The organism is Sanguibacter sp. HDW7 (assembly GCF_011300875.1).
Classification (GTDB): Bacteria; Actinomycetota; Actinomycetes; order Actinomycetales; family Cellulomonadaceae; genus Flavimobilis.
Genome location: NZ_CP049862.1, coordinates 626,736 through 652,136 on the forward strand (window position 1 = coordinate 626,736; position 25,401 = coordinate 652,136).

24 protein-coding genes and 3 tRNA genes are annotated in these 25,401 nt (G+C 72.6%); 21 read left to right on the top strand and 6 right to left on the bottom strand.

Features of this window, described 5'->3' with window-relative positions; translation table 11 throughout:
• The gene (locus G7063_RS02880; protein WP_166413008.1) at positions 1–1,659 is read right to left on the bottom strand and encodes an FAD-binding dehydrogenase; all 1,659 of its coding nucleotides are present in this window, start codon (positions 1,657–1,659) and stop codon (positions 1–3) included.
• 196 nt (positions 1,660–1,855) lie between these two features.
• Between G7063_RS02880 and G7063_RS02885 the strand changes: the two genes are divergently transcribed.
• Complete coding sequence (locus G7063_RS02885; RefSeq protein ID WP_166413009.1) at positions 1,856–3,157, top strand: immunoglobulin domain-containing protein; 1,302 nt, start codon at positions 1,856–1,858, stop codon at positions 3,155–3,157.
• Positions 3,158–3,217: 60 nt separating this feature from the next.
• Here the strand turns inward: G7063_RS02885 and G7063_RS02890 are convergent, their stop codons facing one another.
• Positions 3,218–4,144, bottom strand: coding sequence for an AEC family transporter (locus G7063_RS02890; RefSeq protein WP_240916168.1), 927 nt, complete (start codon positions 4,142–4,144; stop codon positions 3,218–3,220).
• A gap of 129 nt (positions 4,145–4,273) precedes the next feature.
• Between G7063_RS02890 and G7063_RS02895 the strand changes: the two genes are divergently transcribed.
• From G7063_RS02895 to G7063_RS02925, 7 genes are all read left to right on the top strand, one after another.
• Positions 4,274–5,635: a hypothetical protein gene (locus G7063_RS02895; RefSeq protein ID WP_166413011.1), complete on the top strand. Its 1,362-nt coding sequence runs from the start codon at positions 4,274–4,276 to the stop codon at positions 5,633–5,635.
• A 126-nt stretch (positions 5,636–5,761) separates the two neighbouring features.
• Positions 5,762–6,631 carry an MYG1 family protein gene (locus tag G7063_RS02900; protein ID WP_166413012.1) on the top strand — a complete coding sequence of 290 codons (870 nt, stop codon included), beginning with the start codon at positions 5,762–5,764 and terminating at the stop codon, positions 6,629–6,631.
• A 143-nt stretch (positions 6,632–6,774) separates the two neighbouring features.
• Positions 6,775–6,846 (top strand) — tRNA-Thr (locus G7063_RS02905).
• Between the two features lie 86 nt (positions 6,847–6,932).
• Positions 6,933–7,009, top strand: a tRNA-Met gene (locus G7063_RS02910).
• Positions 7,010–7,089: 80 nt separating this feature from the next.
• A complete protein-coding gene (gene rpmG, locus G7063_RS02915; protein WP_040594352.1) occupies positions 7,090–7,260 on the top strand; it encodes a 50S ribosomal protein L33 in 171 nt (56 codons plus the stop codon).
• A gap of 31 nt (positions 7,261–7,291) precedes the next feature.
• Entirely contained in the window at positions 7,292–7,747 is a 456-nt protein-coding gene (locus G7063_RS02920; protein WP_166413013.1) for a MaoC family dehydratase N-terminal domain-containing protein, read from the top strand.
• Positions 7,744–8,166, top strand: a complete 423-nt coding sequence (locus G7063_RS02925) for a MaoC family dehydratase (protein WP_166413014.1) — start codon at positions 7,744–7,746, stop codon at positions 8,164–8,166. The genes G7063_RS02920 and G7063_RS02925 overlap by 4 nt, the downstream gene beginning before the upstream one ends.
• A 293-nt stretch (positions 8,167–8,459) precedes the next feature.
• Here G7063_RS02925 and G7063_RS02930 read toward each other — a convergent pair whose 3' ends face one another.
• Complete coding sequence (locus G7063_RS02930) at positions 8,460–9,554, bottom strand: LacI family DNA-binding transcriptional regulator (RefSeq protein ID WP_166413015.1); 1,095 nt, start codon at positions 9,552–9,554, stop codon at positions 8,460–8,462.
• 216 nt (positions 9,555–9,770) lie between these two features.
• Here G7063_RS02930 and G7063_RS15395 point away from each other — a divergent pair, with 216 nt between their 5' ends.
• From G7063_RS15395 to G7063_RS02955, 5 genes are all read left to right on the top strand, one after another.
• Complete coding sequence (locus tag G7063_RS15395) at positions 9,771–11,081, top strand: MFS transporter (RefSeq protein WP_166413016.1); 1,311 nt, start codon at positions 9,771–9,773, stop codon at positions 11,079–11,081.
• Positions 11,078–12,307, top strand: coding sequence for an MFS transporter (locus G7063_RS15400; protein WP_166413017.1), 1,230 nt, complete (start codon positions 11,078–11,080; stop codon positions 12,305–12,307). Before G7063_RS15395 ends, G7063_RS15400 begins: the two co-directional genes overlap by 4 nt.
• Before the next feature lie 116 nt (positions 12,308–12,423).
• Positions 12,424–13,587 carry a UDP-N-acetylmuramate dehydrogenase gene (locus G7063_RS02945; protein WP_166413018.1) on the top strand — a complete coding sequence of 388 codons (1,164 nt, stop codon included), beginning with the start codon at positions 12,424–12,426 and terminating at the stop codon, positions 13,585–13,587.
• Between the two features lie 82 nt (positions 13,588–13,669).
• Positions 13,670–14,935, top strand: coding sequence for a phosphotransferase family protein (locus tag G7063_RS02950; RefSeq protein ID WP_166413019.1), 1,266 nt, complete (start codon positions 13,670–13,672; stop codon positions 14,933–14,935).
• A 426-nt stretch (positions 14,936–15,361) separates the two neighbouring features.
• Positions 15,362–15,871 (top strand): hypothetical protein, encoded by a 510-nt coding sequence (locus tag G7063_RS02955; RefSeq protein WP_166413020.1) that lies wholly within the window; start codon positions 15,362–15,364, stop codon positions 15,869–15,871.
• Positions 15,872–15,981: 110 nt separating this feature from the next.
• Here G7063_RS02955 and G7063_RS02960 read toward each other — a convergent pair whose 3' ends face one another.
• The 3 genes from G7063_RS02960 to G7063_RS02970 are packed head-to-tail and all read right to left on the bottom strand — an operon-like array spanning position 15,982 to position 19,173.
• Positions 15,982–16,650, bottom strand: coding sequence for a response regulator transcription factor (locus tag G7063_RS02960; RefSeq protein ID WP_166413021.1), 669 nt, complete (start codon positions 16,648–16,650; stop codon positions 15,982–15,984).
• Position 16,651: 1 nt separating this feature from the next.
• Complete coding sequence (locus tag G7063_RS02965) at positions 16,652–18,154, bottom strand: cell wall metabolism sensor histidine kinase WalK (protein WP_166413022.1); 1,503 nt, start codon at positions 18,152–18,154, stop codon at positions 16,652–16,654.
• The gene (locus G7063_RS02970; protein ID WP_166413023.1) at positions 18,151–19,173 is read right to left on the bottom strand and encodes an adenosine deaminase; all 1,023 of its coding nucleotides are present in this window, start codon (positions 19,171–19,173) and stop codon (positions 18,151–18,153) included. The genes G7063_RS02965 and G7063_RS02970 overlap by 4 nt, the downstream gene beginning before the upstream one ends.
• Positions 19,174–19,361: 188 nt before the next feature.
• Here G7063_RS02970 and G7063_RS02975 point away from each other — a divergent pair.
• The 8 genes from G7063_RS02975 (at position 19,362) to G7063_RS03010 (ending at position 25,379) form a co-directional block, all read left to right on the top strand.
• Positions 19,362–19,434, top strand: a tRNA-Trp gene (locus tag G7063_RS02975).
• Between the two features lie 120 nt (positions 19,435–19,554).
• Positions 19,555–19,827 carry a preprotein translocase subunit SecE gene (secE, locus tag G7063_RS02980; RefSeq protein WP_166413024.1) on the top strand — a complete coding sequence of 91 codons (273 nt, stop codon included), beginning with the start codon at positions 19,555–19,557 and terminating at the stop codon, positions 19,825–19,827.
• A 53-nt stretch (positions 19,828–19,880) separates the two neighbouring features.
• On the top strand, positions 19,881–20,633 hold the full coding sequence (gene nusG / locus G7063_RS02985) for a transcription termination/antitermination protein NusG (protein ID WP_166413025.1): 753 nt from the start codon (positions 19,881–19,883) through the stop codon (positions 20,631–20,633).
• Positions 20,634–20,702: 69 nt separating this feature from the next.
• On the top strand, positions 20,703–21,134 hold the full coding sequence (rplK, locus tag G7063_RS02990) for a 50S ribosomal protein L11 (protein ID WP_166413027.1): 432 nt from the start codon (positions 20,703–20,705) through the stop codon (positions 21,132–21,134).
• A 103-nt stretch (positions 21,135–21,237) separates the two neighbouring features.
• Positions 21,238–21,957 carry a 50S ribosomal protein L1 gene (gene rplA / locus G7063_RS02995; RefSeq protein WP_166413029.1) on the top strand — a complete coding sequence of 240 codons (720 nt, stop codon included), beginning with the start codon at positions 21,238–21,240 and terminating at the stop codon, positions 21,955–21,957.
• A 227-nt stretch (positions 21,958–22,184) separates the two neighbouring features.
• The gene (locus G7063_RS03000; RefSeq protein ID WP_166415169.1) at positions 22,185–22,808 is read left to right on the top strand and encodes an RNA polymerase sigma factor; all 624 of its coding nucleotides are present in this window, start codon (positions 22,185–22,187) and stop codon (positions 22,806–22,808) included.
• Positions 22,805–23,302: a hypothetical protein gene (locus tag G7063_RS03005; RefSeq protein WP_166413031.1), complete on the top strand. Its 498-nt coding sequence runs from the start codon at positions 22,805–22,807 to the stop codon at positions 23,300–23,302. The genes G7063_RS03000 and G7063_RS03005 overlap by 4 nt, the downstream gene beginning before the upstream one ends.
• A gap of 190 nt (positions 23,303–23,492) precedes the next feature.
• A complete protein-coding gene (locus G7063_RS03010; protein WP_166413032.1) occupies positions 23,493–25,379 on the top strand; it encodes a S8/S53 family peptidase in 1,887 nt (628 codons plus the stop codon).
• Positions 25,380–25,401: the final 22 nt, after the last annotated feature.

Here is a 25,401-nt window from a genome sequence, read left to right on the forward strand (position 1 = left end):
TCATCCGATGGCCTCGCCCGCGGTGCGTCCGGAGAAGAGGCAGCCGCCGAGGAACGTGCCCTCGAGCGCTCGCTCGCCGTGGACGCCGCCGCCGCCGAAGCCGGCGGCCTCGCCGACGGCGTAGAGGCCGGGCAGGATCTCGCCGTCGGGCCGCAGGACGCGCGCCGAGGTGTCGGTGTGGAGCCCGCCGAGAGTCTTGCGGGTGAGGACGCGCAGGCGGACGGCGAGCAGCGGCCCGTCCTCGGGGGTCGTGAGGGGGCGCGGCGGGGCGACGCGGATGACCTTGTCGACGACGTACTCGCGGGCGCGTGCGGTCGCGACGACCTGCGGGTCCTTGCCGAGGCCCGACGACACCTGGGCGTCGCGCAGCGTGACGAGCCGTTCGAGTGCGGCGGCGTCGATGCGGTCCTCGCCGGTGAGCGCGTTCATGCCGGCAGCGAGCTCGGGGACGGTGGCTGCCCAGACGAACTCGGGGGACTCCTCGGCGAAGCGGGCGACGGGGCCGACGGCGCCCTTGCGGACGCGCTCGAGGAGGAGCTTGACGTCCTTGCCGGTGAGGTCGGGGTTCTGGTCGGAGCCGGAGAGCGCGAACTCCTTCTCCATGATCGTGCGGTTGAGGACGAACCACGAGTGGTCGTCGCCGCGTCCGGTGACGTGCCGGAGCGAGCCGAGCGCGTCGAAGCCTGGGTAGAGCGGGTGGGGCAGGCGTCCGCCGTCGGCGTCGAGCCAGAGGGACGACGGGCCGGGGAGGATGCGGATGCCGTGGCGGTTCCAGACGGGCGTGTGCATGGCGACGCCCTCGGGGTAGTGCCACATGCGGTCGGTGTGGACGAGCGCGGCGCCCGCGGCGGCGGCGTGGGCGAGCATCTCGCCGTCGGTGGAGTCGGGCACGCCCGAGAGCATGGTCGACGGCAGGGAGCCTGCCGAGGCAGGCCACTGGGCGCGGACGAGCTCGTGGTTGGCGCCGATGCCGCCGGTCGCGACGACGACGGCGCGTGCGCCGAGCTCGACGATGCGGACGACGTCCCGGCCGGACGGCTCGCCGCGGCCGGCGTCGTCGGGCGCGAGCACCTCGGCGCGGACGCCGGTGACGACTCCGTCGGTCGTCACGAGCTCGGTGACGCGGTGACGGAAGCGGATGTCGAGCAGGCCGGCTCGGCGTGCCTCGACGGCGGCGCGGACGAAGGGCTCGAGGACTCCGGGCCCGGTGCCCCACGTGACGTGGAAGCGGGGGACGGTGTTGCCGTGGCCGCCGGCGGGGTGACCGCCGCGCTCGGCCCACTGGACGAGCGGGAACCAGCGCACGCCCTTGTCGTGCAGCCAGGGGCGCATCTCGTGCGCCGCGAAGTCGACGAAGCGTTCTGCCCAGGCGTAGCCCCAGCGGTCGGGGCCCTCGCCGCGGTCGGCGCCTGGCAGGAACTGTGCGGAGCCGAGCCAGTCGGCGAGGGCGAGCTCGGCGGAGTCCTTGACGCCGAGGCGTCGCTGCTCGGGGGAGTCGACGAGGAAGAGCCCGCCGAAGGACCACCACGCCTGCCCGCCGAGCGAGGCGCGGGGCTCCTGCTCGAGGATCGTGACGTGGCGGCCGCGCGCGGTGAGGGTGGCGGCGGTGACGAGGCCGGCGAGGCCTGCGCCGATGATGAGGACGTCGTCGTCGGTCATGGCGGCACCCTACTCGCGTGACGCTCCTCACACACGGTGTTGCGAGCGGACCCCGTGGAATCGCCTCGCGCAGCGCCCGGTATGTGGGACAGTTCCTTATCGCCCCATCGAGGGGCCCGGAGGAGAGGCGGACGACGTGCAGGGACGACAGGGGTGGCGACGAGCTCTCGTCGCAGCAGCCGCAGCGTTGGCACTCGTGAGCGGTGGGGTCGTGGGGGCTGGCGCGGCGCTCGCGGCGCCCGTGCCGCTCGACGTGACGGCGGGTGCCGTCGCAGGGGCGTCGAAGCTGAAGATTTCTTCGCAGCCCAGGGCGCGCACGGTCGCGGCCGGGAAGACCGCGACGTTCGCCGTCAAGGTGCCGCGCGGCGCGAAGGTCACGTGGCAGGTCCGCAAGCCTGGCTCGAAGAAGTACGTGACGATCAAGGGCGCGACGCGGACGAAGCTCTCGGTGAGGGCGACGACGAAGCTTGACGGAGCCCTGTACCGCGCGAAGGTCGCCAAGGGCAAGGCGCGGGCGACGTCGTCGTCCGCGCGGCTCACCGTCGTCACGAAGCCGAGGTTCCGCACCTCGCCCGCCGCGGTGACGACCGCGTACGGCCGGACCGCGTCGTTCACGGTGGCGGCCTCCGGCGGATCTGTCGCGTTCACGTGGTACCGCAAGCTCGCGGGATCCACGAAGTTCACGAAGGTCGGGACGGGGACGAAGCTCTCGATCAAGGCCACGGCGTCGCTCGACGGGGCGCGGTTCCGCGCGGTCGCTCGGAACGCCGCGGGGTCGACGACCTCGCGCACCGTGCTCCTGCGGACGGGATCCGCCCCGCGGATCACGACGCAGCCGCGCATCACGGTCGTCGAGGAGGGCAACGACGCGGCGTTCACGGTCGCGGCCGCGGGTGAGGGTCTCACCTACACGTGGCAGACGCTCGAGGTCGACTCGCTGGAGTGGCGGACCGCGGGGACGGGCACGAAGCTCACCGTGCCGGCCGTCGGAGTGGCGAGGTCGGGCCTCAGCGTGCGGGTGCTCGTGGCGAACCGCTACGCGTCCGTGACGTCCGAGGAGGTCGGCGTTCTCGTGCGCCCGACGTCCACGGCCCCCGGTGTCCCCGCCGTTCCGTACGCGGTCGGGAACCTGCTCAGCCTGTGGCTCGACAAGGCGGAGGTCGTCGACCTCGGCAGCGACTACCCGGCCCCGGGCGCGGGCTTCCAGTACGAGGCGGCGGCCTTCATGGCGTACGACCTCGACGAGAGGCCGGTGACGGCGTCGTCGCTGACGTTCGGGCACACGGGTGCGGACGGCACGGAGTACGAGGTGGTCGAAGTCGTCGACGTCTTTGAGGCGTTCTCCGAGGCGTTCGGCGAGGACGCCGTGGACAACGAGGCCGGGCTCGTGCTCCTCATGCCTGTCGTCAAGGTTCCGGTCGGTGCCCACGACGGTCTGTGGAGCGTGACGTCGACGTCGGGTGCGACGCCGTCGACCGCGTACTTCGACCTCTGCTGACCATCTCGACGACGACGGGCAGGCGGGCCTCACGGCCTTGCCTGCCCGTCGTCGGGGTGGTCAGTGCAGCAGCAGCGCGACCAGCGCCATGACGGGCAGCGCGCCGAGCGTCGTCAGCGCGATCGTGTCGCGTGCGACGACCTGGCCGGTGCGGTAGCGGTCGGCGTAGTTGAGGACGTTCTGCGCGGTGGGCAGCGCGGCGAGCACGACGACGACGTAGAGGTCGTGGCCGTCGAGCCCGAGGAGCGTGCCGAGGCCCCACGCGGCGACCGGCATGCCGACGAGCTTGAGGGTGGTCGCGAGCGCGACGTTGCGCCGGTCGCTGCCGGGCTCCAGGAGGCGCGTCCCGGCGAGAGAGATGCCGAAGGCGACGAGCATGAGCGGCACGGCGCCGCCGCCGAGGATCCGCAGGGGCTCCATGACGACGTCGGGCACGCGCAGGCCCGTGAGCGCGACGACGAGCCCCCCGGCGGACCCGAGGATGATGGGGTTGCGGACCGGCTGGCTTGCGACGCGCCGCCACGAGACCGCTCCGGAGGACGACGCGTCGAGGACGGCGAGCGCCGTCGGCGCGAGCAGCAGCAGCTGCGCGAGGATGACGGGCGCCACGGCGGCAGGCTCGCCGAGGATGTACGTCGCGACGGGCAGCCCGATGTTGTTGGCGTTGACGTAGCCCGCGCCGAGCGCGCCGATCGTCGTCTCGCCGACGGGCCGTCGCCACCAGCCGCGCACGACGACGACGTGGAGGGCCGCGACGAGGACGGCTGCACCGAGCGACGCCGCGAGCAGCGGCGAGAAGAGCCGCGCGGGGTCGGCGTCCGCCAGGATCGTGAAGAGCAGCGCGGGCGCGAGGACGAAGAACACGAGCCGCGCGAGCACCTCGCGGCCCTCGGCGCCCAGGAGCCCGACCCGTCCGACGACCCAGCCGGCCGCGACGACGACGGCGATGATCGTGTATCCCTCGAGCACTCCCAGCACGGCACTCATCCTCGCAGAAACCGGTAACACCGCGGGTTGCGTCCAAGGTTGGGACAGAGGTCCGGCGCGAATGTCGGTGGCTGGTGCGAGCGTGAGCCACGTCGCACGAGCGACGTCTCAGGTACAGGGAGGAAGCGCATGCTCAGGGGACAGGGAGGGCGCCGCGCGGTGCTCTCGATCATCGTGGCGCTCGGCGTCGCGGTCGGTGGTGCGGGTGTCGCGGTCGCCGCACCCGTGGTCGACGGAGGAGCGGCGTTCGGCGCCGCGCGGGCGAGCGTCCGCATCACGGCGCACCCGCGCTCGGTCAAGGTCGTGTCCGGCCGCACCACCACGTTCACGGTGAGGGCGACGGGGTCGAAGCTCACCTACAGGTGGCAGTCGAGGGTGGCCGGTTCGACGGCCTGGAAGTTCGTCAAGGGCGCCACGAAGAGCACCCTCAAGGTGCGGGCGACCTCGAAGGGAGACGGGACGAGCTACCGCGTCGTCGTCTCGAAGGGCCGCACCAAGGTCGTCTCGAAGGCCGCGCGCCTCACGACGATCAGCACGCCGCGGATCACCACGCAGCCGAAGGCCGTCACGACGTCGGCCGGGGCCGTCGCGACCTTCGCCGTCGGCACGTCGGGGCGCGACCTCAAGTACACGTGGCAGCGCAAGACGCGTGGTGCGTCGGCCTGGACGAGCGTCGGCAGCAGCCGGGCCCTCAAGGTGTCGGCGACGGAGGCGCTCCACGGCGCGTCGTACCGCGTCGTCGTCGGCAACGCGGCCGGCAAGGTCACGTCGCGCACCGTCGTCCTCTCCGTCCCGACGGCGCCCCGGATCGCGACCCAGCCCGTCTCGGTCCGCGTGACCGCCGGTGAGCGGGCGACGTTCACTGCAGCGGCCACGGGCTCGGACCTGCGGTTCCAGTGGCAGAAGCGCACCGCCGAGGACCAGCCGTGGACGAACGTCCCCGGTGCGACGGCAGCGACCTACGCGTTCGCCGCGCGCACGGCGATGAACGGTGACGAGTACCGCGTCGTCGTGACGAACGGACTGGGCTCGGCCACGTCGGCCCTCGCGTACGTCTTCGTCGACTCGACGTACGTCGATCCGGCTGCTCCCGAGACCCCGGTCATCCTCACCGGCTGGGGCGTCCTCACGATGGGCTCTAGCCGTCATGGCACGAGCGAGGTCCTCGAGGAGAACATGTTCAACGACGTGCCGCCTGCAGGCTGGGAGTACGTCCTCGTCGACGTCCTCGGCTGCTACTACGGCACCGGCTCGTCGACGACCTGGCTGGACGTCGACGTCGAGTTCATCGGCTCGGACGGGCGCACGTACGACGACGGTGGCAACGTCATGCCCGACGACATCATCGAGGCCGGGACGGTCTACTCCGAAGGATGCACGTGGTTCACGGCCGGGGCGCTCGTCCCGTCGGACGTCGTCGACGGAGGCGTGTGGGCGGTGACGGACAGCTCGAGCTACCCGTACTCGACCGGCTACATCCGGGCCTTCTGAGGGGGACGCCAGCCGGAGCGGTGCGGGCCCGGGACGCGAGCGTCCCGGGCCCGCACCGCGTGCCAGTGCATGAGTACCGAGCGGCCGCCGTGGGGCGCGCGACGGCGCGTGGCCTAGCCTGGACGGGTGATCATCGCCACCCATGACGGCAAGTTCCATGCCGACGACGTCTTCGGCGTCGCTCTCCTCACCACGCTCCACCCGGACGCGGAGGTCGTACGCACGCGCGACCCCGAGCGCCTCGCGCAGGCCGACGTCGTCCTCGACGTCGGCGGGGTCTACGACACCGCGACACTGCGCTTCGACCACCACCAGAAGACGTCGGGTGCGCGCCCGAGCGGCATCCTCTTCTCGGCGTTCGGGCTGCTGTGGCAGCACTACGGGTTCGAGTACTGCGGCGGGGACGAGCGCGTCCACGGCAAGATCGACCGCCGCCTCGTCACGGCGATCGACGCGGTCGACAACGGCCAGGACCTCTACGCGGTCTCGGACTTCGGCACGCCGCCGTTCGACCTCTCCTCGACGCTCGGGCTGTTCAACCCGCTCGGGGACGACGAGACGTTCGACGGGCAGTTCCAGGTCGCCGTCGAGCTCGCACGCACGCTGCTCGCGCGCCTGCGCCAGCAGTACGTCACGGCGCTCGCGGCCGAGGACGAGTTCAAGAGGATCTACGCGGCCTCGCCCGACAAGCGCTACGTCGTGCTCGACCGCTTCATGCCGCACGGCTCGGTGGCGACCGCCCAGCCCGAGCTGCTCTTCACGGTGTTCCCGGGCGCGACGGGCAACTGGACGATCCAGACCGTGCGCCCCGAGGGTTCGGAGTTCGGCTCGCGCAAGCACCTGCCGGCGTCCTGGCGCGGTCTCAACGACGCCGAGCTCGCCGCGGTGACGGGCGTCGAGGACTCGGTGTTCTGCCACAAGGCGGGCTTCATCGGGGCGGCGCGCTCGCGCGAGGGTGCCCTCCGGCTGCTCGAGCTCGCGCTCGCCGAGGTGTGAGACCGAGCACGTGGGGACCGCCGGTTCCGGCGGTCCCCACGTGCTGCCCGGGTGTCGCGAAGGCGCCCGGCGGGGCGCGCGCGAACGGCCTCCGACCTGCGGATTTCGTTTCGGGCGGGCGCTCAGGTATCGTTCTGCGCGCTGCCCCCGTAGCTCAGTGGTAGAGCGCAGTCTTGGTAAGACTGAGGTCATGGGTCCGATTCCCATCGGGGGCTCTGTTGGTGTGCGAGGCTCGCGCGTGGGAGGATTGCTCCCGCGCACGGCGTCGGATGTCGACGTGATGTCGCACGACATCGTTCGAGGCGGGGTAGCTCAGCTGGTCAGAGCGCACGACTCATAATCGTGAGGTCGCGGGTTCGAGCCCCGCCTCCGCTACCAAGAACGACCCACAGCACGCCCGCCGGCGGCGTGCCGAGCAGCAGAGAAGCGCCCGCGAGGGTGCGAGAGGTGGCACTACCGTGGCTAGCAAGTCCGCTGACGTTCGCCCGAAGATCACGCTCGCTTGCGTGGACTGCAAGGAGCGCAACTACATCACGAAGAAGAACCGCCGCAACAACCCCGACCGTCTCGAGCTGGCGAAGTTCTGCCCGCGCTGCGGCAAGCACACCGCGCACCGCGAGACCCGCTGACCTCGGTCAGCTCGACCTCCGCGGATCTCGAGTGGCGATCAACGCGTCCTACGCCGGCCGTGCGTACGCCGCCACGGCTCCCTACCAGGTGAGCCGCGCCAAGATCCAGGAGTTCGCCGCGGCGACAGCCGCGACCCAGCCCGTGCACCACGACCTCGTGGCAGCACGGGCTGCTGGCTATCCGGACCTCGTCGCGACCCCGACCTTCGCGGTCGTCATCGCGCAGGCCGCGGAGGCCCAGCTCATCGAGGACCCAGCGGCCGGGATCGACTTCAGCCGCGTCGTCCACGCCGACGAGCGCTTCACGCACACGCGACCGATCGTCGCGGGCGACGAGATCTCGACCGTTCTCCACGTCGACGCGATCACCGAGCGCGCAGGGCTGGCCATGGTGACGACGCGCTGCGAGCTCTTCGCTGACGCGGCGCTCACCGACCACGTCGCGACGGTCCGCTCGACCCTCGCCGTCCGCGGGGAGGACGCATGACGCTCCCGGTTCTCGCCGAGCTCGCTGTCGGCCAGGAGATCGGCTCGCGCACGATCGACGTCGATCGCGCGCGCCTCGTCCGCTACGCGGGTGCGAGCGGCGACTTCAACCCGATCCACTGGAACGAGCGCTTCGCGACCGAGGTCGGCCTGCCCGGCGTCATCGCGCACGGCATGCTCACCATGGGTCTTGCCGTCACGGTCGTCTCGGAGTGGGTGGGCGACCCTGGGCGCGTCGTGGACTACCAGACGCGCTTCGCGCGTCCCGTCCTCGTGCCGGACCCGGGCACCGCGACCGTCGAGGTCACGGGTGTGGTCGGCGCGATCGACGCCGAGGCCGGCACGGCCCGTATCGACCTCACGGTCGTCTTCGAGGGCACGCGCGTCCTCGCGAAGGCCCAGGCGGTCGTCCGCCTCTGACCCGAGCGGCAGCTCCGGTCCCCCGACTCGTAGGTCCCCAGCACCATCGAACGGTGCTCCAGGCCTACGAGTCGTTCCTCTCCCTTGACTCGTAGCGTTTCTGCACACTGCCGCTGCGGCGGTCGAGTGTGCGGGGGTGCTACGAGTCGCCCCGTCTATCGACGGACTGACGCTGCACCCCCGTTCGATGGGTGTGCAGCGTCAATCCGTCGGAGAGAAGGCGCGTCGGAGACGAGGCCCGTCGGGCCGACGGCGGGGAGGCGCGAAGCAGGCTGTCGGCGAGACGACGCGTGTCAGTTCATCGGGGAGGGAGCGCTCGGCGGAGGGCCCGTCGTCGTGCCGATGCGCAGCTCGACGGGCATCGTCGTCCGCGTCACGGTGCCGTCGGCGAGCAGCGCGCGCACGGCGAGCCCCATGGCGCGCCCCTTCTCCTCGAGCGGCTGGACGACGGTCGTGAGGTCCCCCGAGAACCACGGCAGGTCGAGGCCGTCGAAGCCCGCGACGGACATGTCCTCGGGGACGCGCAGCCCGGCCTCGCGCAGGGCGAGGACCGCGCCGGCGGCGAGGAGGTCCGACTGCGCGACGACGGCCGTCGGCCGGGTCTCTGGGTCGGGGAAGCGTTCGAGGATCGCGCGCATGGCGGCGGCGCCGTTCTCGACGAGCGAGGCCTCGCTCTCGTAGATGCCGAGGAGGTCGACCCCGGACTCGAGGACGGCGTCGAGGCGGTGCCGGGTCGGGGTCCAGTCGACGAGCTCGTGGCGGGAGTCGTCGACCCATCCCTCGCGCCGTCCCATGCGGAAGGGGAGGGTGATGGTGACGAAGCGCTCGTGGCCGAGGTCGGTGAGGTGCTTGACCGTCGCGAGGACGCCGCCGTGGTCGTCGATCTCGACGAGGGCGGCGCCCTCGACCTCGTTGCCCTCGCCGACGACGACGGGGATGCCGCGGCGGCGCAGCGTCTCGACCCGGGGGTCGTCGGTGTGGGTGCCCCAGATGAGGACGGCGACGTCCATCCCGGCGCTCGTGAGGAGCGGGTCGACGCCGACCTCGCCGTCGATGCCGGACTCGACGCCGGGGACGAGGAGGACGCCGAGGTCGGCCTCGCCGAGCGCGGAGGTGAGGCCGTCGAGCACCTGGATCGAGACGGGGTCGCGGAAGGATCGCTTGAGCTTGTCGCCGATGACGACGCCGACGATGTCGTAGCGGCCGGAGCGGAGCTGCCGGCCGGCGGGGTTGGGGCCGCCGTAGCCGAGCTGGGTGGCGGCGTCGAGGACCTTGGCGCGTGTGGTGTCGGCGATCGGGCCCGAGGCGGAGAACGCGAGGGAGGCCGTGGAGACGGACACGCCGGCTGCACGGGCGACGTCGGTGAGCGTCGGTCGCGCGTGTGACATGGGGGCTCCTGTGTCCGGTCGGTGACGTGCGGCGCGTCCAGTATCCCCGAGCGTGAGGTCGTGCGTCGCCGGGGGTCGAGAGGCTTGCTTGGCCAAGATTTTACGTGCTCCGCGTTGACCTCGGGGTGAGGCGCGTCGGAGACTGGACGTGCGCTCGAAACGTTTCGATCCGAATCTGGTGAGCGTTCACCCCACCCCCGTCGACCTGAGGCCCACATGCCGCACACCCCCGCCACGCCCGCCGCGCAGACTGCGCGCGCCCGCTGGGCGCTCGTGAGCCTCTTCGCGCTGCTCGGGCTCATGATGTCCAGCTGGCTCTCCCGCCTGCCGTCGATCCGCCTGGGGCTCGGTCTCTCGGAGGGCGAGCTCGGCGTCATCCTCGTCGTCGGGTCGGTCGGGTCGCTGCTGCTCGTCGCTGCGGCCGGTCCGCTCGTCGAGCGCTTCGGTGTCTCGCGCATCTTCCACGTCTCGACCGTGGGTTTCGGCCTCGCGCTCAGTCTGCTCGCGCTCGGGGTCCAGGCGTCCTCCGTGCCGCTCGTCGCGGCCGGCATCTTCCTCAACGGTGCGACGTGGGCGCTCAACAACGTCCCGCTCAACCTCGAGTCCGCCAAGATCGAGCGTGCCGTGGGGCGCACGATCCTCCCGCAGTTCCACGCGTTCTTCTCGGTGGGCGCGCTCGCCGGCACGGGTGTCGGCGCGGCGTGCTCGGCGCTCGGCGTCCCGGCTGCGGCGCAGCTCGCCGTGTCGGCCGTCGTGGTCGTCGTGTGGCGCATCCTCGCGCTGCCCGCGGTCATCGCTCGCCGCGACGCGCCGTCAGCCTCGCCGGGGGCGGCGCGCGCGTCGCGCACGGGCCTCGCCGCGTGGCGCGAGCCGCGCACGCTCCTGCTCGGCGTCGTCGTCCTCGCCGCCTCGATGTCGGAGGGCTCGGCGAACGACTGGCTCTCGATCGCGGTGGTCGACGACCTCGGTGCGACCGAGGCGGTCGGCGCCGTCGTCTTCGGTGTGTTCCTCGGCTCGATGACGGCGTTCCGGCTCGCGGGCGCGGGCCTCGTCGACCGCTGGGGCCGGGTCGTCGTGCTGCGCGGCTCGGCGCTCGTCTCGATCGTGGGGCTCGCGACGTTCGGGCTCGCGCCCGGCCTCGTGGTCGCGTCGGTCGGCGTCGCGATGTGGGGGTTCGGCGCCGCACTCGCGTACCCGCTCGTCATCGCTGCGGCGTCCGACGACCCGGTCCGTGCCGCGGGCCGCGTCTCGGTGGTCTCCGCGTTCGCGTCGGTCGCGTCGATCGCGGCGCCGCCGCTGCTCGGGTTCGTCGCCGAGCACCTCACGACGCGGACGGCGCTCATGCTCGTGCTCGTCCCGCTCGTCGCGGCGGTCCTCGTCGCCGGGCGCGCCCGACCGCTCGTTCCGGAACCCGCCCCGGCGCCCCTCGTCCCGTCCGGCACGTCGGACAATGAGGACGACGTCAGCACTCTCGCCCCGGTGCCCGCAACCGCTGGCACGACCGACCGCAAGGACCCGTACCCGTGACCTCCACGCATCCCCGCGCAGACCGCAGCGTGCCGGTCGCAGCCTGGGCCGTCTTCGTCATCTTCATGCTCAACGGCTTCAACTTCGCCTCGTGGGCGTCGCGCCTGCCGACGACTCGCACGATGCTCGGTTTCTCCGAGGCCGAGATGGGCGTGCTGCTGCTCATGGCGGCGATCGGCTCGCTCGTCGCGCTCCCGCTCTCCGGCTGGATCACGTCGCGCCTCGGGGCGCGTCGCACGATCGTCGTGTTCGCGCTCGTCAACTCGACGGGCATGCTGCTCGTTGCGCTCGCGCTCGCGACGGGGGAGACGCTCCTGCTGCGCGCGGCGCTCGTCCTCGTCGGGATCGGTACGGGCGTGTGGGACGCGGCGATGAACCTCGAGGGTGCTGTCGTCGAGCAGCGGCTGGGCCGCACGCTCATGCCGCGCCTGCACGCGGGCTTCTCGTTCGGCACGATCATCGGCTCGGGTCTGGGCGCGCTCGCCGCGTTCGTCGGGCTCTCGGTTCCGTGGCACCTCGTCATCGCGATCTCGGCGTCGTTCCTCCTCGTGCTCGTCGCGGTCCGCGGCCTCCTGCCGGACGAGCCTCTCGTCGCGTTGGCGTCCCCGGCCGAGCCTGACGCCCCGCGCCACAACGTCTTCGGCGCATGGCTCGAGCCGCGCACGCTGCTCATCGGCGTCGTCGTGCTCGCTGCCGCACTCACGGAGGGCTCGGCGAACGACTGGGTCGGGCTCGCGGTCGTCGACGGCTTCACGCAGACCGACGCGGTCGGCGCGGTGACGCTCAGCCTGTTCCTCACGGCGATGACGGGCATGCGCCTGCTCGGGACGCCGCTCCTCGACCGCTTCGGCCGGGTCGCGGTGCTGCGTCTGGCGAGCGGGCTCGCGCTGGTGGGTCTCGGGATCTTCGCGCTCGTGCCGTGGCTGCCGCTCGCGTTCTTCGGCGTCGTCCTGTGGGGCATGGGTGCGGCGCTCGGGTTCCCCGTCGGCATGAGCGCGGCGGCCGACGACCCCGTGCGGGCAGCGGGCCGCGTCTCGGTCGTCTCGACGATCGGCTACACGGCGTTCTTCATGGGCCCGCCGCTCATCGGCATGCTCGCGGAGCACGTCGGGTACCGTTCGGCGCTGCTCGTCATCCTCGTGCCGATCGCTCTCGGGCTGCTGCTCGCGGGCGCCGCGCGGCCGCTGCCGGACAGCCCGGAGGCAGAGCGCGCCGCCGCGCGCTGACGCCATTCGTACGGGCGCGCTGATGCCCTTGGTACAGGCGCGCTGACGCCGTACGTGCGGGCGTGCCGTCCCCGGACGGTGCGTCCGCGCCGGGGCGCGGGGCGTACCGTGGAGGTGTGACCTCACCCGACGCCACCCTGCACGCGCCCCTGCTCGCCGACCACACGACGCTGCGCGTCGGGGGACCTGCCCGCTCGCTCGTGCGGGCGTCGACGGAGGCCGAGCTCATCGACACGATCCGTGCGGCGGACGCCGACGGCACGTCGGTGCTCGTCCTCGGCGGCGGCTCGAACCTCCTCGTGGCGGACGAGGGCTTCGACGGGGTCGTCGTCCAGGACGTGCGCGAGGGCGTGACTGTCGACATGGTCGACTCGTGCGGGGGCGGCAGCTTCCGCGTGCCCGCGGGGCACGCGTGGGACGCGCTCGCCGCGCAGGCGGTCGAGGAGCAGTGGATCGGCCTCGAGGCGCTCTCGGGCATCCCCGGCACCGTCGGGGCGGCCCCCGTGCAGAACATCGGCGCATACGGCCAGGAGGTCGCAGGCGTCCTCTCGACGGTGCGCGTGTGGGACCGCGCGGAGAACCGGGTGCGGACGCTCGCGGTCGGCGAGCTCGGTCTCGCTTACCGCACGTCGATCCTCAAGCGCTCGACGGTCGCGGACGCCGAGGGCCGCGCGTGGCGTCCCTCGCCGCGCTGGGTCGTCCTCGAGGTCGGGTTCCAGACGCGGCTCGGCACGCTCTCGCCGGGCGTCGCGTACGCGGAGCTCGCGCGCCGGCTCGGCGTCGAGGTCGGTGAGCGTGCCCCGACGGCCGAGGTCCGGGCGGCGGTCCTCGAGCTGCGCGCGTCCAAGGGCATGCTCGCGGCAGGGGTTGGTGAGCACGCCGACGACCACGACCGTTGGAGCGCCGGCTCGTTCTTCACCAACCCGGTCCTGCCGGAGGGGCTCGCGGACACGCTTCCGGAGGGCGCGCCGCGCTTCGAGGTCCGCTCGGCCCGGCCGGCTGCGACGACGGGTCCGAGCCTCGGCGCGGTCGACCCGGGTCTCGTCAAGACGTCGGCGGCGTGGCTCATCGAGCATGCGGGCTTCGGCAAGGGGTTCGGCCTCGACGGCGAGGAGAGCGCTGCGCGGCTATCGACGCGGCACACGCTCGCCCTGACGAATCGTGGTGCTGCCCGCGCCGCGGACGTCGTGGCGCTCGCGCGTGCGGTGCGCGACGGCGTGCTCGAGCGGTTCGGGGTGCGCCTCGAGCCCGAGCCCGTGCTCGTCGGGCTCGAGCTCTGAGCCCCGTCGGATCTTCCCGGGCAGGACGCGCCGAGGTGTCCTCGGCCTGCGCGAGAGCGGGGTTCCGTTGTCTACTGGTGCCATGATGCCCTCCTCCTCCGTGCCGTCGCGGCCGACGACGCGTGACGCCCGCGCGCTGCGCGAGGCGCAGGACATCGCGTGGCTCACGGGTCCTGACGCGCTCGACGCTGTCGGGGCGTTCGTCGCGGCTGCGGGTGGCTCGCTCGTGGGTGCGGAGGTGCACGAGGTCCACCACCGTCCGGGTGCGGGCGTGACGGTCGGCTACGACGTCCGCGTGCAGGTCGAGGGCGACGACGAGTCGCGTCCGGACTACGTGCTGCTGACGACCGGCTCGGTCGACGAGGCCGACGCGGAGGGGCTCGCGCACGTCATGCGGCTCGCGAACGGCGACCGTGTGGTCCACGCGTGGCGTCACCCGGACGACCCGCTGCTCCCGGGTCTCGTCGCGGCGTCGGACGTCACGAGCGCGGCGGCCCGCACGGGGCTCGACGGTGATCCGGGTGCGGCCGTCCTCGAGCTCATCGGCTACCGACCGATGCGTCGTGCGGTGCTGAGCCTCACGACGAACCGTCGCCGGGTCTTCCTCAAGGTCGTCCGCCGCGACCAGCTCGAGGGACTGCTCGTGCGCAACCGGTGCGCGGAGCCCGCTGGTGCGCCGCCCGTCCAGGACGTGTGGCCCGAGTCGGTCCTCGTCTTTCCGCAGGCGCAGGGTGAGCCGTTGCCCGAGCTCCTCGCGCGCGACGGTGCGTCGGGCGTGGACCCGCGTGATCTGCTCACGTGCCTTGACGCGATCTCGCCGGAGGCGATGGACCTGCCGTTGCGCCGGCCGTGGGCCGAGCGTTCCCGGCACTACGCGGACGCCGCGTGCAACGTGCTCCCCGAGCACACGGAGCGGATCATGGCGCTCCAGCGTGGCGTCGCGGCGGAGATCGAGCGTTTCGGCACGGGTCCGCTCGTGCCGACGCACGGCGACTTCCACGCGGCGAACATCCTCATGACCGGTGCCGCGATCACGGCGCTGCTCGACGTCGACACGATCGGTCCGGGGCAGCGGGTCGACGATCTCGCGTGCCTCGTGGGTCATCTCACGGTGCTGCCGTGCCTTGCGCCGCAGACGTACGTGCATGTGCCGACGACTGTCACGCGCTGGCTGTCGGTGTTCGACCGGGCGGTGAACCCGGGTTCGTTGCGGGCGCGTGCAGCCGGCGTCGTGCTCTCGCTCCTCGCGAGCATGCCGGCGAACCACCAGGACGACGCGGCCCGACGGGACGCGGTCGGCCGGCTCGAGGCCGCCGAGGCGCTCCTCCTGGACGCCGGGCGCTTCTGAGCCGACGCCGGGCGCCTCTGAGCCGGACATGGGTGACGCCACCCCCGGCGGGGTGAGCGGCGGGGGTGACGTGGGCGACCTCGGGGTGCTGCGGACGTGAAACCCGCCCGGTTCGCCTCGCGGGTCGCCTCGTCCGGGGAGAAGATCGAGATGTCCGGCGCGGGACCCTGACCGCGGACCGGGCGGAGCGCCTCGAGCGCTCGGGCGGGCCCGCCGTTTCCCCCGGACGGCGGGCCTGCCGCGTGCGCGCAGGGTGCCGTGCCCCGTGGGCCGCTCGGGCCCCGGTCCCACGACGAGCGGCCGGGGTTGTGGCTGTGGATGAGAGTTCTCTCATCCTCACCTCCTCGGTCTCTCATGGAGCTCTCGCAGGATGGTTCCAGGACGGGACGCCAGACCGGCGCCCGGGACCGACCGGAGGGCAGAACGATGAACAAGGGTGCATGGATCGTCACGGGTGCTGTGGGCATCCTCGGTGTCGGTGCGGGTCTCGACGCGGCGTTCGCGGGCGACAGCCGTGACGACGTGGTGGGGCCGGGCGTCGAGCTGCGCTCGACCGAGGGAACGACGAAGGAGACTGCGACGACGCCGGCCGCTGATCCGAGCTCGACCGCGACGGCTGTCCCGTCGGCGATCACGTCGCCGTCGCCGGTCTCGCCCGTGAGCCCGGTGTCGATCGTCTCGCCGGTCTCGCCGCAGACGGTCGTCTCGCCGGTCTCGGTCAAGTCGCCGGTCTCTGTGAAGTCTCCGGTGTCGGCGAAGTCGCCCGTCTCGGTGAAGTCTCCGGTGTCGGCGAAGTCGCCCGTCTCCGTGAAGTCCCCGGTCTCGGCGAAGACCCCTGCGTCGCCGAAGACCCCGGCCTCCCCGGCGTCGCCCGTCTCGCCGAGGTCGACCGTGTCGCCCGTGAGCGCGCCGACGGCGCCGACCGCGAACGACTGACCTGAGCCGCCGCGCTGCGGCGTCGTCGCGGCTGGCGCCCCCCTGTCGTCCACCGCGACGACGATGCCCGGCCCACCTCCTCGGTGGGCCGGGCATCGTCGTGGGCGGGCTCAGGCCCCGGGGGTCGCGAGCCGGTACCCCATGCCGCGCACGGTGACGACGCGGTCGGCGCCGATCTTCTGGCGCAGGTAGCGGACGTAGACGTCGACGACGTTGGAGCCGGGGTCGAAGTCGTAGCCCCACACGCGCGAGAGCAGCTGCTCACGCGAGAGCACCTGCCCCGGGTGTCGCAGGAACGTCTCGAGGAGCGCGAACTCGCGGGCGGAGAGGTCGACGGGCGTGCCGGCGACGGTCGCCTGCCGGGTGCGGAGGTCGAGCGAGAGGTCGGCCTGCGCGAGCGACGTCGTCGCGGTCGCGGCCTCGGAGCGGAGCCGGAGCCGGATGCGTGCGAGCAGCTCGTCGAAGCCGAAGGGCTTGGCCATGTAGTCGTCGGCGCCGTTCTCGAGGCCTGTGACGACGTCGGTCGCGGAGCTGCGCGCGGTGAGGATGATGACGGGGACTGTCGAGCCCGAGCCGCGGATGCGCTCGAGAACCGCGAACCCGTCCATGTCCGGGAGCCCGAGGTCAAGGACGACGAGGTCGTGGCCGTCGGTGAGCACCTCGGCGACGGCCTCGCGGCCTGTGCCCACGGCGGTGCATGCGAAGCCTGCGGCGGTGAGTCCCTTGACGACGAACGCGGCGATCCGCGGCTCGTCCTCGACGACGAGGATGGACGGCACGTCAGCTCCCTGGGGTGTCGGGGTCGGTGGGGTGGGGTGCGGCGCCGGGCGCCGGCAGCCTGAGCGTGAGGAGCGCGCCGCCGCCCGGGGCGTCGTCGACGAGGAGGTCGCCGCCGTGGCCGTCGGCGATCGCCCGGACGATCGCGAGGCCGAGCCCGGCGCCGTCGGGGTGGGCGTGGGCTTCGGGCCCCCGGGAGAAGCGTTCGAGGACCTCGGCACGCTGGTCGGCGGGGATGCCGGGGCCGGTGTCGCGCACGAAGACCTCGGCGACGGTCACGTCGTCGCCGTCGGTGACGAGCCTCGAGCCGATCGCGATCTCGTCGCCGTCGGACGTGTGCCGGACGGCGTTCGCGGCGAGCTGGACGACGGCCTGCGTGACGCGCTGGGCGTCGATCGTGACGGTGGCGTCGGCGCGTGCGTCGACCCTCCACCGCCGGTCGGCGAGGCCGCGGAGCGTGTCGTGGAGGTCGTCGGTGAGGCGCCCGAGGTCGACGGGTGCGGTCGTGACGAAGTCGGGGCGGGAGGAGGTCGCGAGAACCATGAGGTCGTCGAGGAGCCGTGAGGAGCGCGCGAGCTCGGCGAGCGCGACGTCGCGCGCGGCGCGGACGTCGTCGGGGTCCTCGACGTCCATGAGCTCGAGGTGGCCGCGGACGATCGTCACGGGGGTCCGCAGCTCGTGCCCGACGTCGTCGAGCAGCTGCCGCTGGGACGCGAAGGCCTCCTCGAGCCTGTCGAGCATGCCGTTGACGGTCACGGTGAGTCGACCGAGGTCGTCCCCGCTCGTCACGGGGATGCGTCGGGTGAGGTCGTCGCCGCCTCCGATCGTGCGCGCGGCGTCGTCGAGCTCGCGGACGGGGCGCAGGAGGCGGCCGGCGAGGAGCCAGCCGACGGCGGCGACACCGAGGAGCGAGCCGAGCCCGACGAGCGCGAACGTGCGGTACGTGCGGCGCAGCGAGGCGAGCTCCGCGTCGCGGTCGTAGGCACGGACGATCGCGCCGGTCTCGGACGATCCGGCGAGGACGACGGGGATGACGAGGTACGTGTACGTCGTGCGGGAGGTGGTGAGCGTCCTCACGCGGGATGCGGTCTCGTGCCCGGGCGTCGACACGGCACGGAGGAGCTCGGCGTCGCTCTCGAGGCGCAGCGCCGTGGTCTCGGCGGCGGTGAACGCGAGGCGGTCGTCGACGAAGCCGACCATGCCCTCGTTGCGTGCGGGCACCTTGAGCTGCATGGTCGCGCGGACGAGCGCCCGGGGGCTCGTGAAGCGCTCGCCGGTCGCGGGATCGCGGCCGTTGGCCGCGAGCTGCTGGAACTCTGTGTAGCTCGCGCGCAGGTCGGCTGCGATCCGTGCGTCGACGACGCGGACCTGGAGGGCGTGCGCGGTGAGGCCCGCGGCCGCGAGGCTGAGCGCGGCGAGGACGACGACGACGGAGAGGATCCGCGCGCGCACGCTCGTCGCGGCGAGGCGGGCGCGCGGTCCGCGCCGAGCGTCGGTGGCCGTCATGCGGGGGCCCGCAGCCAGTCGTCGATCCCGGTGAGCAGCCGGGTGCGGGTGCCGGGGGAGGCGTACGACGCCTCGACGCTCGAGCGCGCGAGGTGCGCGAGCTCGTCGTCGGACAGCCCGTGCACGGTGCGCGCGTGCTCGTACTGGGCAGTGAGCCGTGGGCCGAAGAGCAGGGGGTCGTCGGCGCCGAGCGCGACGCGTGCGCCGGCGTCGACGAGGGCGCGCAGCGGGAGCTGGGCGAGCCCGGGGTAGACGCCGAGCGACACGTTGGAGTCGGGGCAGACCTCGAGGGCGATGCCGCGCCGGACGACCTCGTCGAGGAGACGCGGGTCCTCGGCGGTCCGGACGCCGTGGCCGAGACGGTCGGGGGCGAGCTCGTCGAGGACGACGCGCAGGTGGTCGGGGCCGAGCAGCTCCCCGCCGTGCGGGAGGCTCGCGAGCCCGGCGCGCCGGGCGATGCGGAACGCGGCCGCGAACTCGCTCGTGAGACCGCGTCGCTCGTCGTTGCTCAGGCCGAAGCCGACGACGCCGCCGGGGTGGTCGCCCGCGTGGCGGGCGGCGAGCCGGGCGAGGGTCCGGGCGTCGAGCGGGTGGCGGGTGCGGGACGCGGCGACGACGACGCCGACCTCGGTGCCGGTCGCGGCGCTCGCGGTGCGCGCCTCGTCGAGGACGATCTCGAGCGCGGGGGTGATCCCGCCGACGAAGGGTGCGTAAGACGTGGGGTCGACCTGGATCTCGAGACGGCCCGAGCCTTCGGCGGCGTCGTCCTCGGCAGCCTCGCGCACGATGCGGCGCATGTCCGCCTCGCCGCGGACGCAGGCGCGGGCGGCGTCGTAGAGGCGCTGGAACCGGAACCAGCCGCGCTCGGACGGCTCGAGGCGCAGGGGGTCGCCGCTCGTGAGGGCGGCGGGCAGGCGGATGCGGTGGCGGTGCGCGAGGTCGACGAGTGTCGCCGGGCGCATCGACCCGGTGAAGTGCAGGTGCAGGTGGGCCTTGGGAAGGCGGGCAAGGTCGCGCACGGGTCCAGTGTTGCAAGGATCTGGGCCCGGCGGGCATCGGCGGGGTCCCGGCAGGGTTCTCGTGGTGTGACGCGGTCGGTTTGGGATGCCGGCGTCCGAGCGGGTACAGTGTCCTGTCGGTGGTTCGAACCACCCCGATGGTCCGCGCCCTTCATGGGAACAGGCCGGTGGGGAGGGCAGGACCCCGAAGGGTAGTGGCGCAATTGGTAGCGCAGCGGTCTCCAAAACCGCAGGTTGCAGGTTCGAGTCCTGTCTACCCTGCGCAACGCTCGTCCACCGGGACGACGCGGGTGCAGGTGCAGTCGTCACGCCGTCGGCGTCCGGCGGTGCCGACATCGACGACGCACGCGCTGACGAGCGCGCCGACCGAGGGACATCACCGTGAGCGAATCGGCCGCAGAGGCCCAGGGCGCCGACGCCTCAGCCGTCGAGCGTGCCCCCGCGAGCACCTCGGGCGAGAAGCGTGGCTTCTTCGCTCGCATCGCGCTCTTCGTCCGCCAGGTCGTCGCCGAGATCAAGAAGGTCACGACCCCGACGCGCGCCGAGCTCAGCAAGCTGACCACGGTCGTCCTCATCTTCGTCGCGGTCTTCACCGCGGTCGTCTTCGTGCTGGACCTCGGGCTCGGCGCTGCCGCGGCCTGGCTGTTCGGCTGACCGCCGACGTCACGCCCCCAGCTCGCAGCAGTCTCAAGGAAGCAGGTCCGTACGTGTCCCAGGAACAGCAGGAGCCGACGTCCGACGTCGTCGAGCCCGCGACCGAGAACATCGAGGCCGCCCCGGCCACGGACGAGGCGCCCGCCGAGGTTGAGGCCGAGGTCGAGGTCGACCTCGACGAGGAGACCCCCGACGGCTACGAGGACGCCGACCCGGTCGAGGTCTTCCGCGCCGAGCTCCGCCGCCAGGAGGGTGACTGGTACGTCATCCACTCCTACGCCGGCTACGAGAACCGCGTGAAGGCGAACCTCGAGAACCGCACCCAGTCCCTCAACATGGAGGACTACATCTTCCAGGTCGAGGTGCCCATGGAGGAGGTGACGGAGATCAAGAACGCGCAGAAGAAGATCGTCCGTCGCGTCCGCATCCCCGGGTACGTCCTCGTCCGCATGGACCTCACCGACGAGTCGTGGGGCGCCGTGCGTCACACGCCCGGAGTCACGGGCTTCGTCGGCCACACCCACCAGCCGGTGCCGCTCACGCACGACGAGATCTTCTCGATGCTCGCGCCGAGCCTCGCTCCCAAGCCTGAGTCCGCGAAGCCCGCGACCAAGGCGGCAGGCAGCACGATCGTCGTCGACTTCACCGTCGGCGAGTCGGTCACCGTCACCGACGGCCCCTTCGAGACCCTGCCCGCGACGATCTCCGAGATCAACGCCGAGGCACAGAAGCTCAAGGTGCTCGTCTCCATCTTCGGCCGGGAGACCCCGGTCGAGCTCTCGTTCGACCAGGTCGCCAAGATCTGATCCTGCTCGAGGGCACTGCAACCGGGTCATCGCCCACGGCGTCGGTCCACGTACAAGGAAGGAAGGCTCATGCCTCCCAAGAAGAAGGTCTCCGGCCTCATCAAGCTCCAGATCAACGCTGGCGCGGCCAACCCCGCGCCGCCGATCGGCCCCGCGCTCGGTCAGCACGGCGTCAACATCATGGAGTTCTGCAAGGCGTACAACGCGGCGACGGAGTCGCAGCGCGGCAACGTCATCCCCGTCGAGATCACCGTCTACGAGGACCGTTCGTTCACGTTCATCCTCAAGACGCCGCCGGCGGCCCAGCTCATCAAGAAGGCTGCGGGCGTCGACAAGGGCTCCGCGACCCCTCACACGGTGAAGGTCGCGAAGATCACGGCCGACCAGGTGCGTGAGATCGCCCAGACGAAGCTCGAGGACCTCAACGCGAACGACCTCGACGCCGCGTCGAAGATCATCGCGGGCACGGCTCGCTCGATGGGTATCACCGTCGAGGGCTGACGCCCACCGCGTCGCCCGGCCCTGCGCCGGGCGACGCATCCACCCCCAGTGGCAGGGTCCGCGCGGACCCGCACCACGACTGCTCATAATCAAGGAGAAGCAGATGGCAACGCGCAGCAAGTCCTACCGTTCCGCCGCCGAGAAGATCGACCGCGAGCGTCTCTACACCCCGCTCGAGGCCGTCCGCCTCGCCAAGGAGACGGTGGCCACCAAGTTCGACTCGACCGTCGAGGTCGCGTTCCGCCTCGGCGTCGACCCGCGCAAGGCGGACCAGATGGTCCGTGGCACGGTCAACCTGCCTCACGGCACCGGCAAGACCGCCCGCGTCATCGTCTTCGCCAACGGCGAGAAGGCCGAGCAGGCCCGCGCCGCGGGTGCTGACGAGGTCGGCGGCGACGAGCTCATCGAGAAGGTCGCGGCCGGCTGGACCGACTTCGACTCCGCGGTCGCGACCCCGGACCTCATGGGCAAGGTCGGTCGCCTCGGTAAGGTCCTCGGCCCCCGTGGCCTCATGCCGAACCCGAAGACGGGCACGGTGACCATGGACGTCGCCAAGGCCGTCACCGACATCAAGGGCGGCAAGATCGAGTTCCGCGTCGACAAGCACGCGAACCTCCACTTCATCATCGGCAAGGCGTCCTTCACGGAGGAGCAGCTCGTCGAGAACTACGCCGCTGCGATCGACGAGGTCCTTCGTCTCAAGCCGTCCTCCTCGAAGGGCCGCTACATCACGAGGGCGACGCTCGCGACGACGAACGGCCCGGGCATCCCGCTCGACCAGTCGCGCACGACGAAGCTTCTCGAGGAGAACACCGAGGCCTGAGCCTCGCCGCATCCTCGTCCGAAGGCCGGTACCCCCTCGGGGGTGCCGGCCTTCGGCGTTCCCGGGGTCCGTGACGGGGCGGTGGCGACGCGCGGCCGCACCATCCGTCACACTGTGAGTCAGGTCACGCGAAGTCGTCGCGTCATGGATGTATCAGGATCCCGTCCCCGGTCTCCTTGGAGTCGTAGGGGGCGGACGAGCCGGGAGGTGCCGGGGTGGACACCGTCGTGCAGGAGCGACCACGGTCGGGGGACGGGCGTGGAGGCGATCTCGCTGAGCGAGGCGCCGATGCGCTGAGGTCGCTGCGCGAGGGAGACACCGGCACTCTCGGTTCGTTCGTCACCGAAGTCACTCCGCTGCTCTGGCACACAGCCAGGTCGCAGGGGGTCGGTACGACGGAGGCGCAGGACGTCGTCCAGGGAGTGTGGGTGCAGTTCGTCGCCCATGCCGAGCGGATCGAGGACCCGCGCGCCGTGCTCCAGTGGTTGCTCGTCTCGACGAGGCGAGCAGCATGGAGCGCGGCGCGGAGCGCTCGACGTACGGAGCTGCGGGAGGACATAGGTGGCGAGGATCCCGGGTCTGCAGGGGCGACCCGGGCTCCCGCCGCCACCGACGACCCTGAGCACGTCGTGCTGAGGGACGAGCGTGACCGACAGCTGTGGGACGCGGTCGGCAGGCTCGACGAGCGGTGCCGCACACTGCTGCGGCTCGTAGCGCTCGTCGACCGGCCCGACTACGCCGCGGTGTCGGTTGCGCTGGGCATGCCGGTCGGCAGCATCGGCCCCACCCGGGGTCGCTGTCTCGCCAAGCTCCGGACGGAGCTCGAGTCTCATGGGAGGTGGGCGCGATGAGCGTCGAGGATCAGCACGACGGCGCCGACCATCTCCTCGATGAGGCCGACGTGGGCATGCTCGCGGCGCTGGGTCGGCTCGTGGACGGAGCCGACCCGGTGCCGCACGATCTGGTCGAGAGGAGCATCCTCGCGATGTCGCTCGCACTCATGGACGCCGAGCTCATGGCGATCGTCGCGGAGGGGGAGCCGGTCGGGGTGGTGCGTGCCGACACGGCGGCGTCCGCGTCGACGGTGACGTTCACGAGCGCCCTCGTCTCGGTCATGGTGGACATCTCGGAGGTCGGGGGGCGGGTGCGCCTCGACGGCTGGGTCGCGCCCGCGTCCGTGTGCCGTGTCGAGCTGCGGCGCGCGGACGGGCAGGTGTGGGCGACCGAGAGCGACCTCGACGGCCGGTTCGTGCTCGAAGGCGTGCCGCACGGTCTCGTCGGGCTCGTCCTCCTGGGGGCAGCAGGCGATGCGCCGCGTCTGACGACGCCCGTCCTGGAGATCTGAGCGGCACGCACCTCGCGGCTACGTGACCGCACCTGCGACCGCGCAAGCGTCGCACGTCCGCCCATCCGGTACCCCGACCTGCGAGCACCGGCGCTCGCGGCACATCGCGATGCGTGTGTCCCCGCGCCGACGGCGTTGCATCCGAGTGCTGCGCCCTGATCGACCCGATCCTGCGACGTGAGGAACTCCCATGGCTTCCGACGTGCCCCGTGAACCCCGCGACCCGCGCCCGTCGGCGCGTGACCCGCTCGTGTGGCGCACACGTTTCCTCGATCCGGCGGGGGCGGAGCGTGCGGAGGGCACGCCCGACCGGACGCTGCGTCCGACGTGGTACGCGCAGGACCGTGTGCTCGTCACGGTGCGCGACGGCGAGGTGGCCGCACCCTCCGACGTCTCCCGGGCGCGTAGCGTCGCCGCAGCGTCCGTGCCCCAGGGCCGTGGTCGCCCGGGCCTCGACGTCCTGCGCGAGGTCGCGGCCGGGCTCGGTTACGACGTCGTCGTCGAGGGGCCCGGGTGGGCCGACGGCGCACCGCAGCGGACCGACGAACGCCAGGCCCGCCGCGCCGCAGCGCCGGCCGAGCCCACCGGCGCTGCCGGCACAGAGGCGTCGCCCGAGGTCCGCGAGGTGCTCGGGCTCGTCGCCCGCGAGCTGGGCAGGACCTACGCCGTGACGCTCGTCCCCGGTGCGGACGTCGTCGTCCCGCCGGATGCCTGGACGGTCGTCGAGCGTGCACGGCTCGCGGTCGAGGGCGAGGTGACGTACAGCCTCGACCACGTGGTGTCGGCGAACCCCGTGCAGTCGCACCCGTACTCGCAGCCGCAGCCGTTTGCGCAGCCGCACCCCTTCACGCAGTCCCACCCGTTCACCCAGTCCCACCCGTTCACGCAGTCGCATCCCTTCACGCAGTCCCATCCCTTCACGCAGTCCCACCCGTTCACGCAGTCGCACCCGGCTGCCGGGCTCGCGGAGTATGCGTACCCGGGCGGCGGCGGACGGCAGCCGGTCGCGTGGACCGGGCCCGCCCCGGTCCGCTCCGCCGGGCCTGGGCCGGACGTCTTCCACGACGCGAAGGGGGCGCGGCGCCCAGTCGTCGCAGTGCTCGACTCGGGCGCCGGGGAGCACCCGTGGCTCGGCGCGGACACGGTCGTTCGCGACCCGCACGCGCTCGGCCTCCCGATCGCGTGCGTCGCGGCGCCGGCGCTCCCGGTCGAGGACCCCGAGGTCGGTGGACTGTCGTCCCCGCTCACGGGGCCGCTCGACCCGGTCGCGGGGCACGGCACGTTCATCACGGGACTCGTGCGGTCGGGGGCCCCGGACGCGGTCGTGCTCGCGGCGCGCGTCTACGGCGGCAACGGCGTCATCGCGGAGTCCGACCTCGTGGGCTCGCTCGAGCGGCTTCTCACGTACCACCTGCTGGGCCTGTGGGGCGTCCCGGGCTATGCACCGGTCGACGTGCTCGTCCTCTCGCTCGGGTACTACCACGAAGAGGTCGGGGACGAGGCGTTCGACGAGCCGTTCGGGCACGCCCTTGCGACGCTGCGCCGCTACGGGGTCGTCGTCGTGACGTCGGCGGGCAACGACGGCGTGACGACCGAGTGCTTCCCCGCGGCGTTCGCGCCGCGGGTCGATCGGCGCGCGGTCCCGCCCGCGCCGCTCGACCCTCACCTGCTCACGGAGGATGAGGTCCCGCAGCTGACGGTCGGGGCGCTCAACCCTGACGGGACGACGGCCTACTTCAGCAACGACGGCGCGTGGGTGACGGCCATGCGTCCCGGCGCGGCCCTCGTCTCGACGATGCCGGTGACGCTCGACGGCACGTTCCAGGCGACACGGGAGGCACCGGGGTACGGGGACGCCGTCCGCCGGTCGACGATCGACCCGGACGCGTTCACGGCAGGTTTCGGGGTGTGGTCGGGCACGTCGTTCTCGGCGCCCGTCCTGGCGGCGGAGGTCGCACGCGCGATGACCGGACCGACGGCGTCGCCGGGAACAGGCTCGCCCGCGGAGCGCCAGCGTCGACGTGCGTGGTCCGCCGTGACCGCGGTCGTCGGCCTCGTGCCCGAAGGCCGCCGCTGACGCCCGCGCGGGGCGGCCCGGC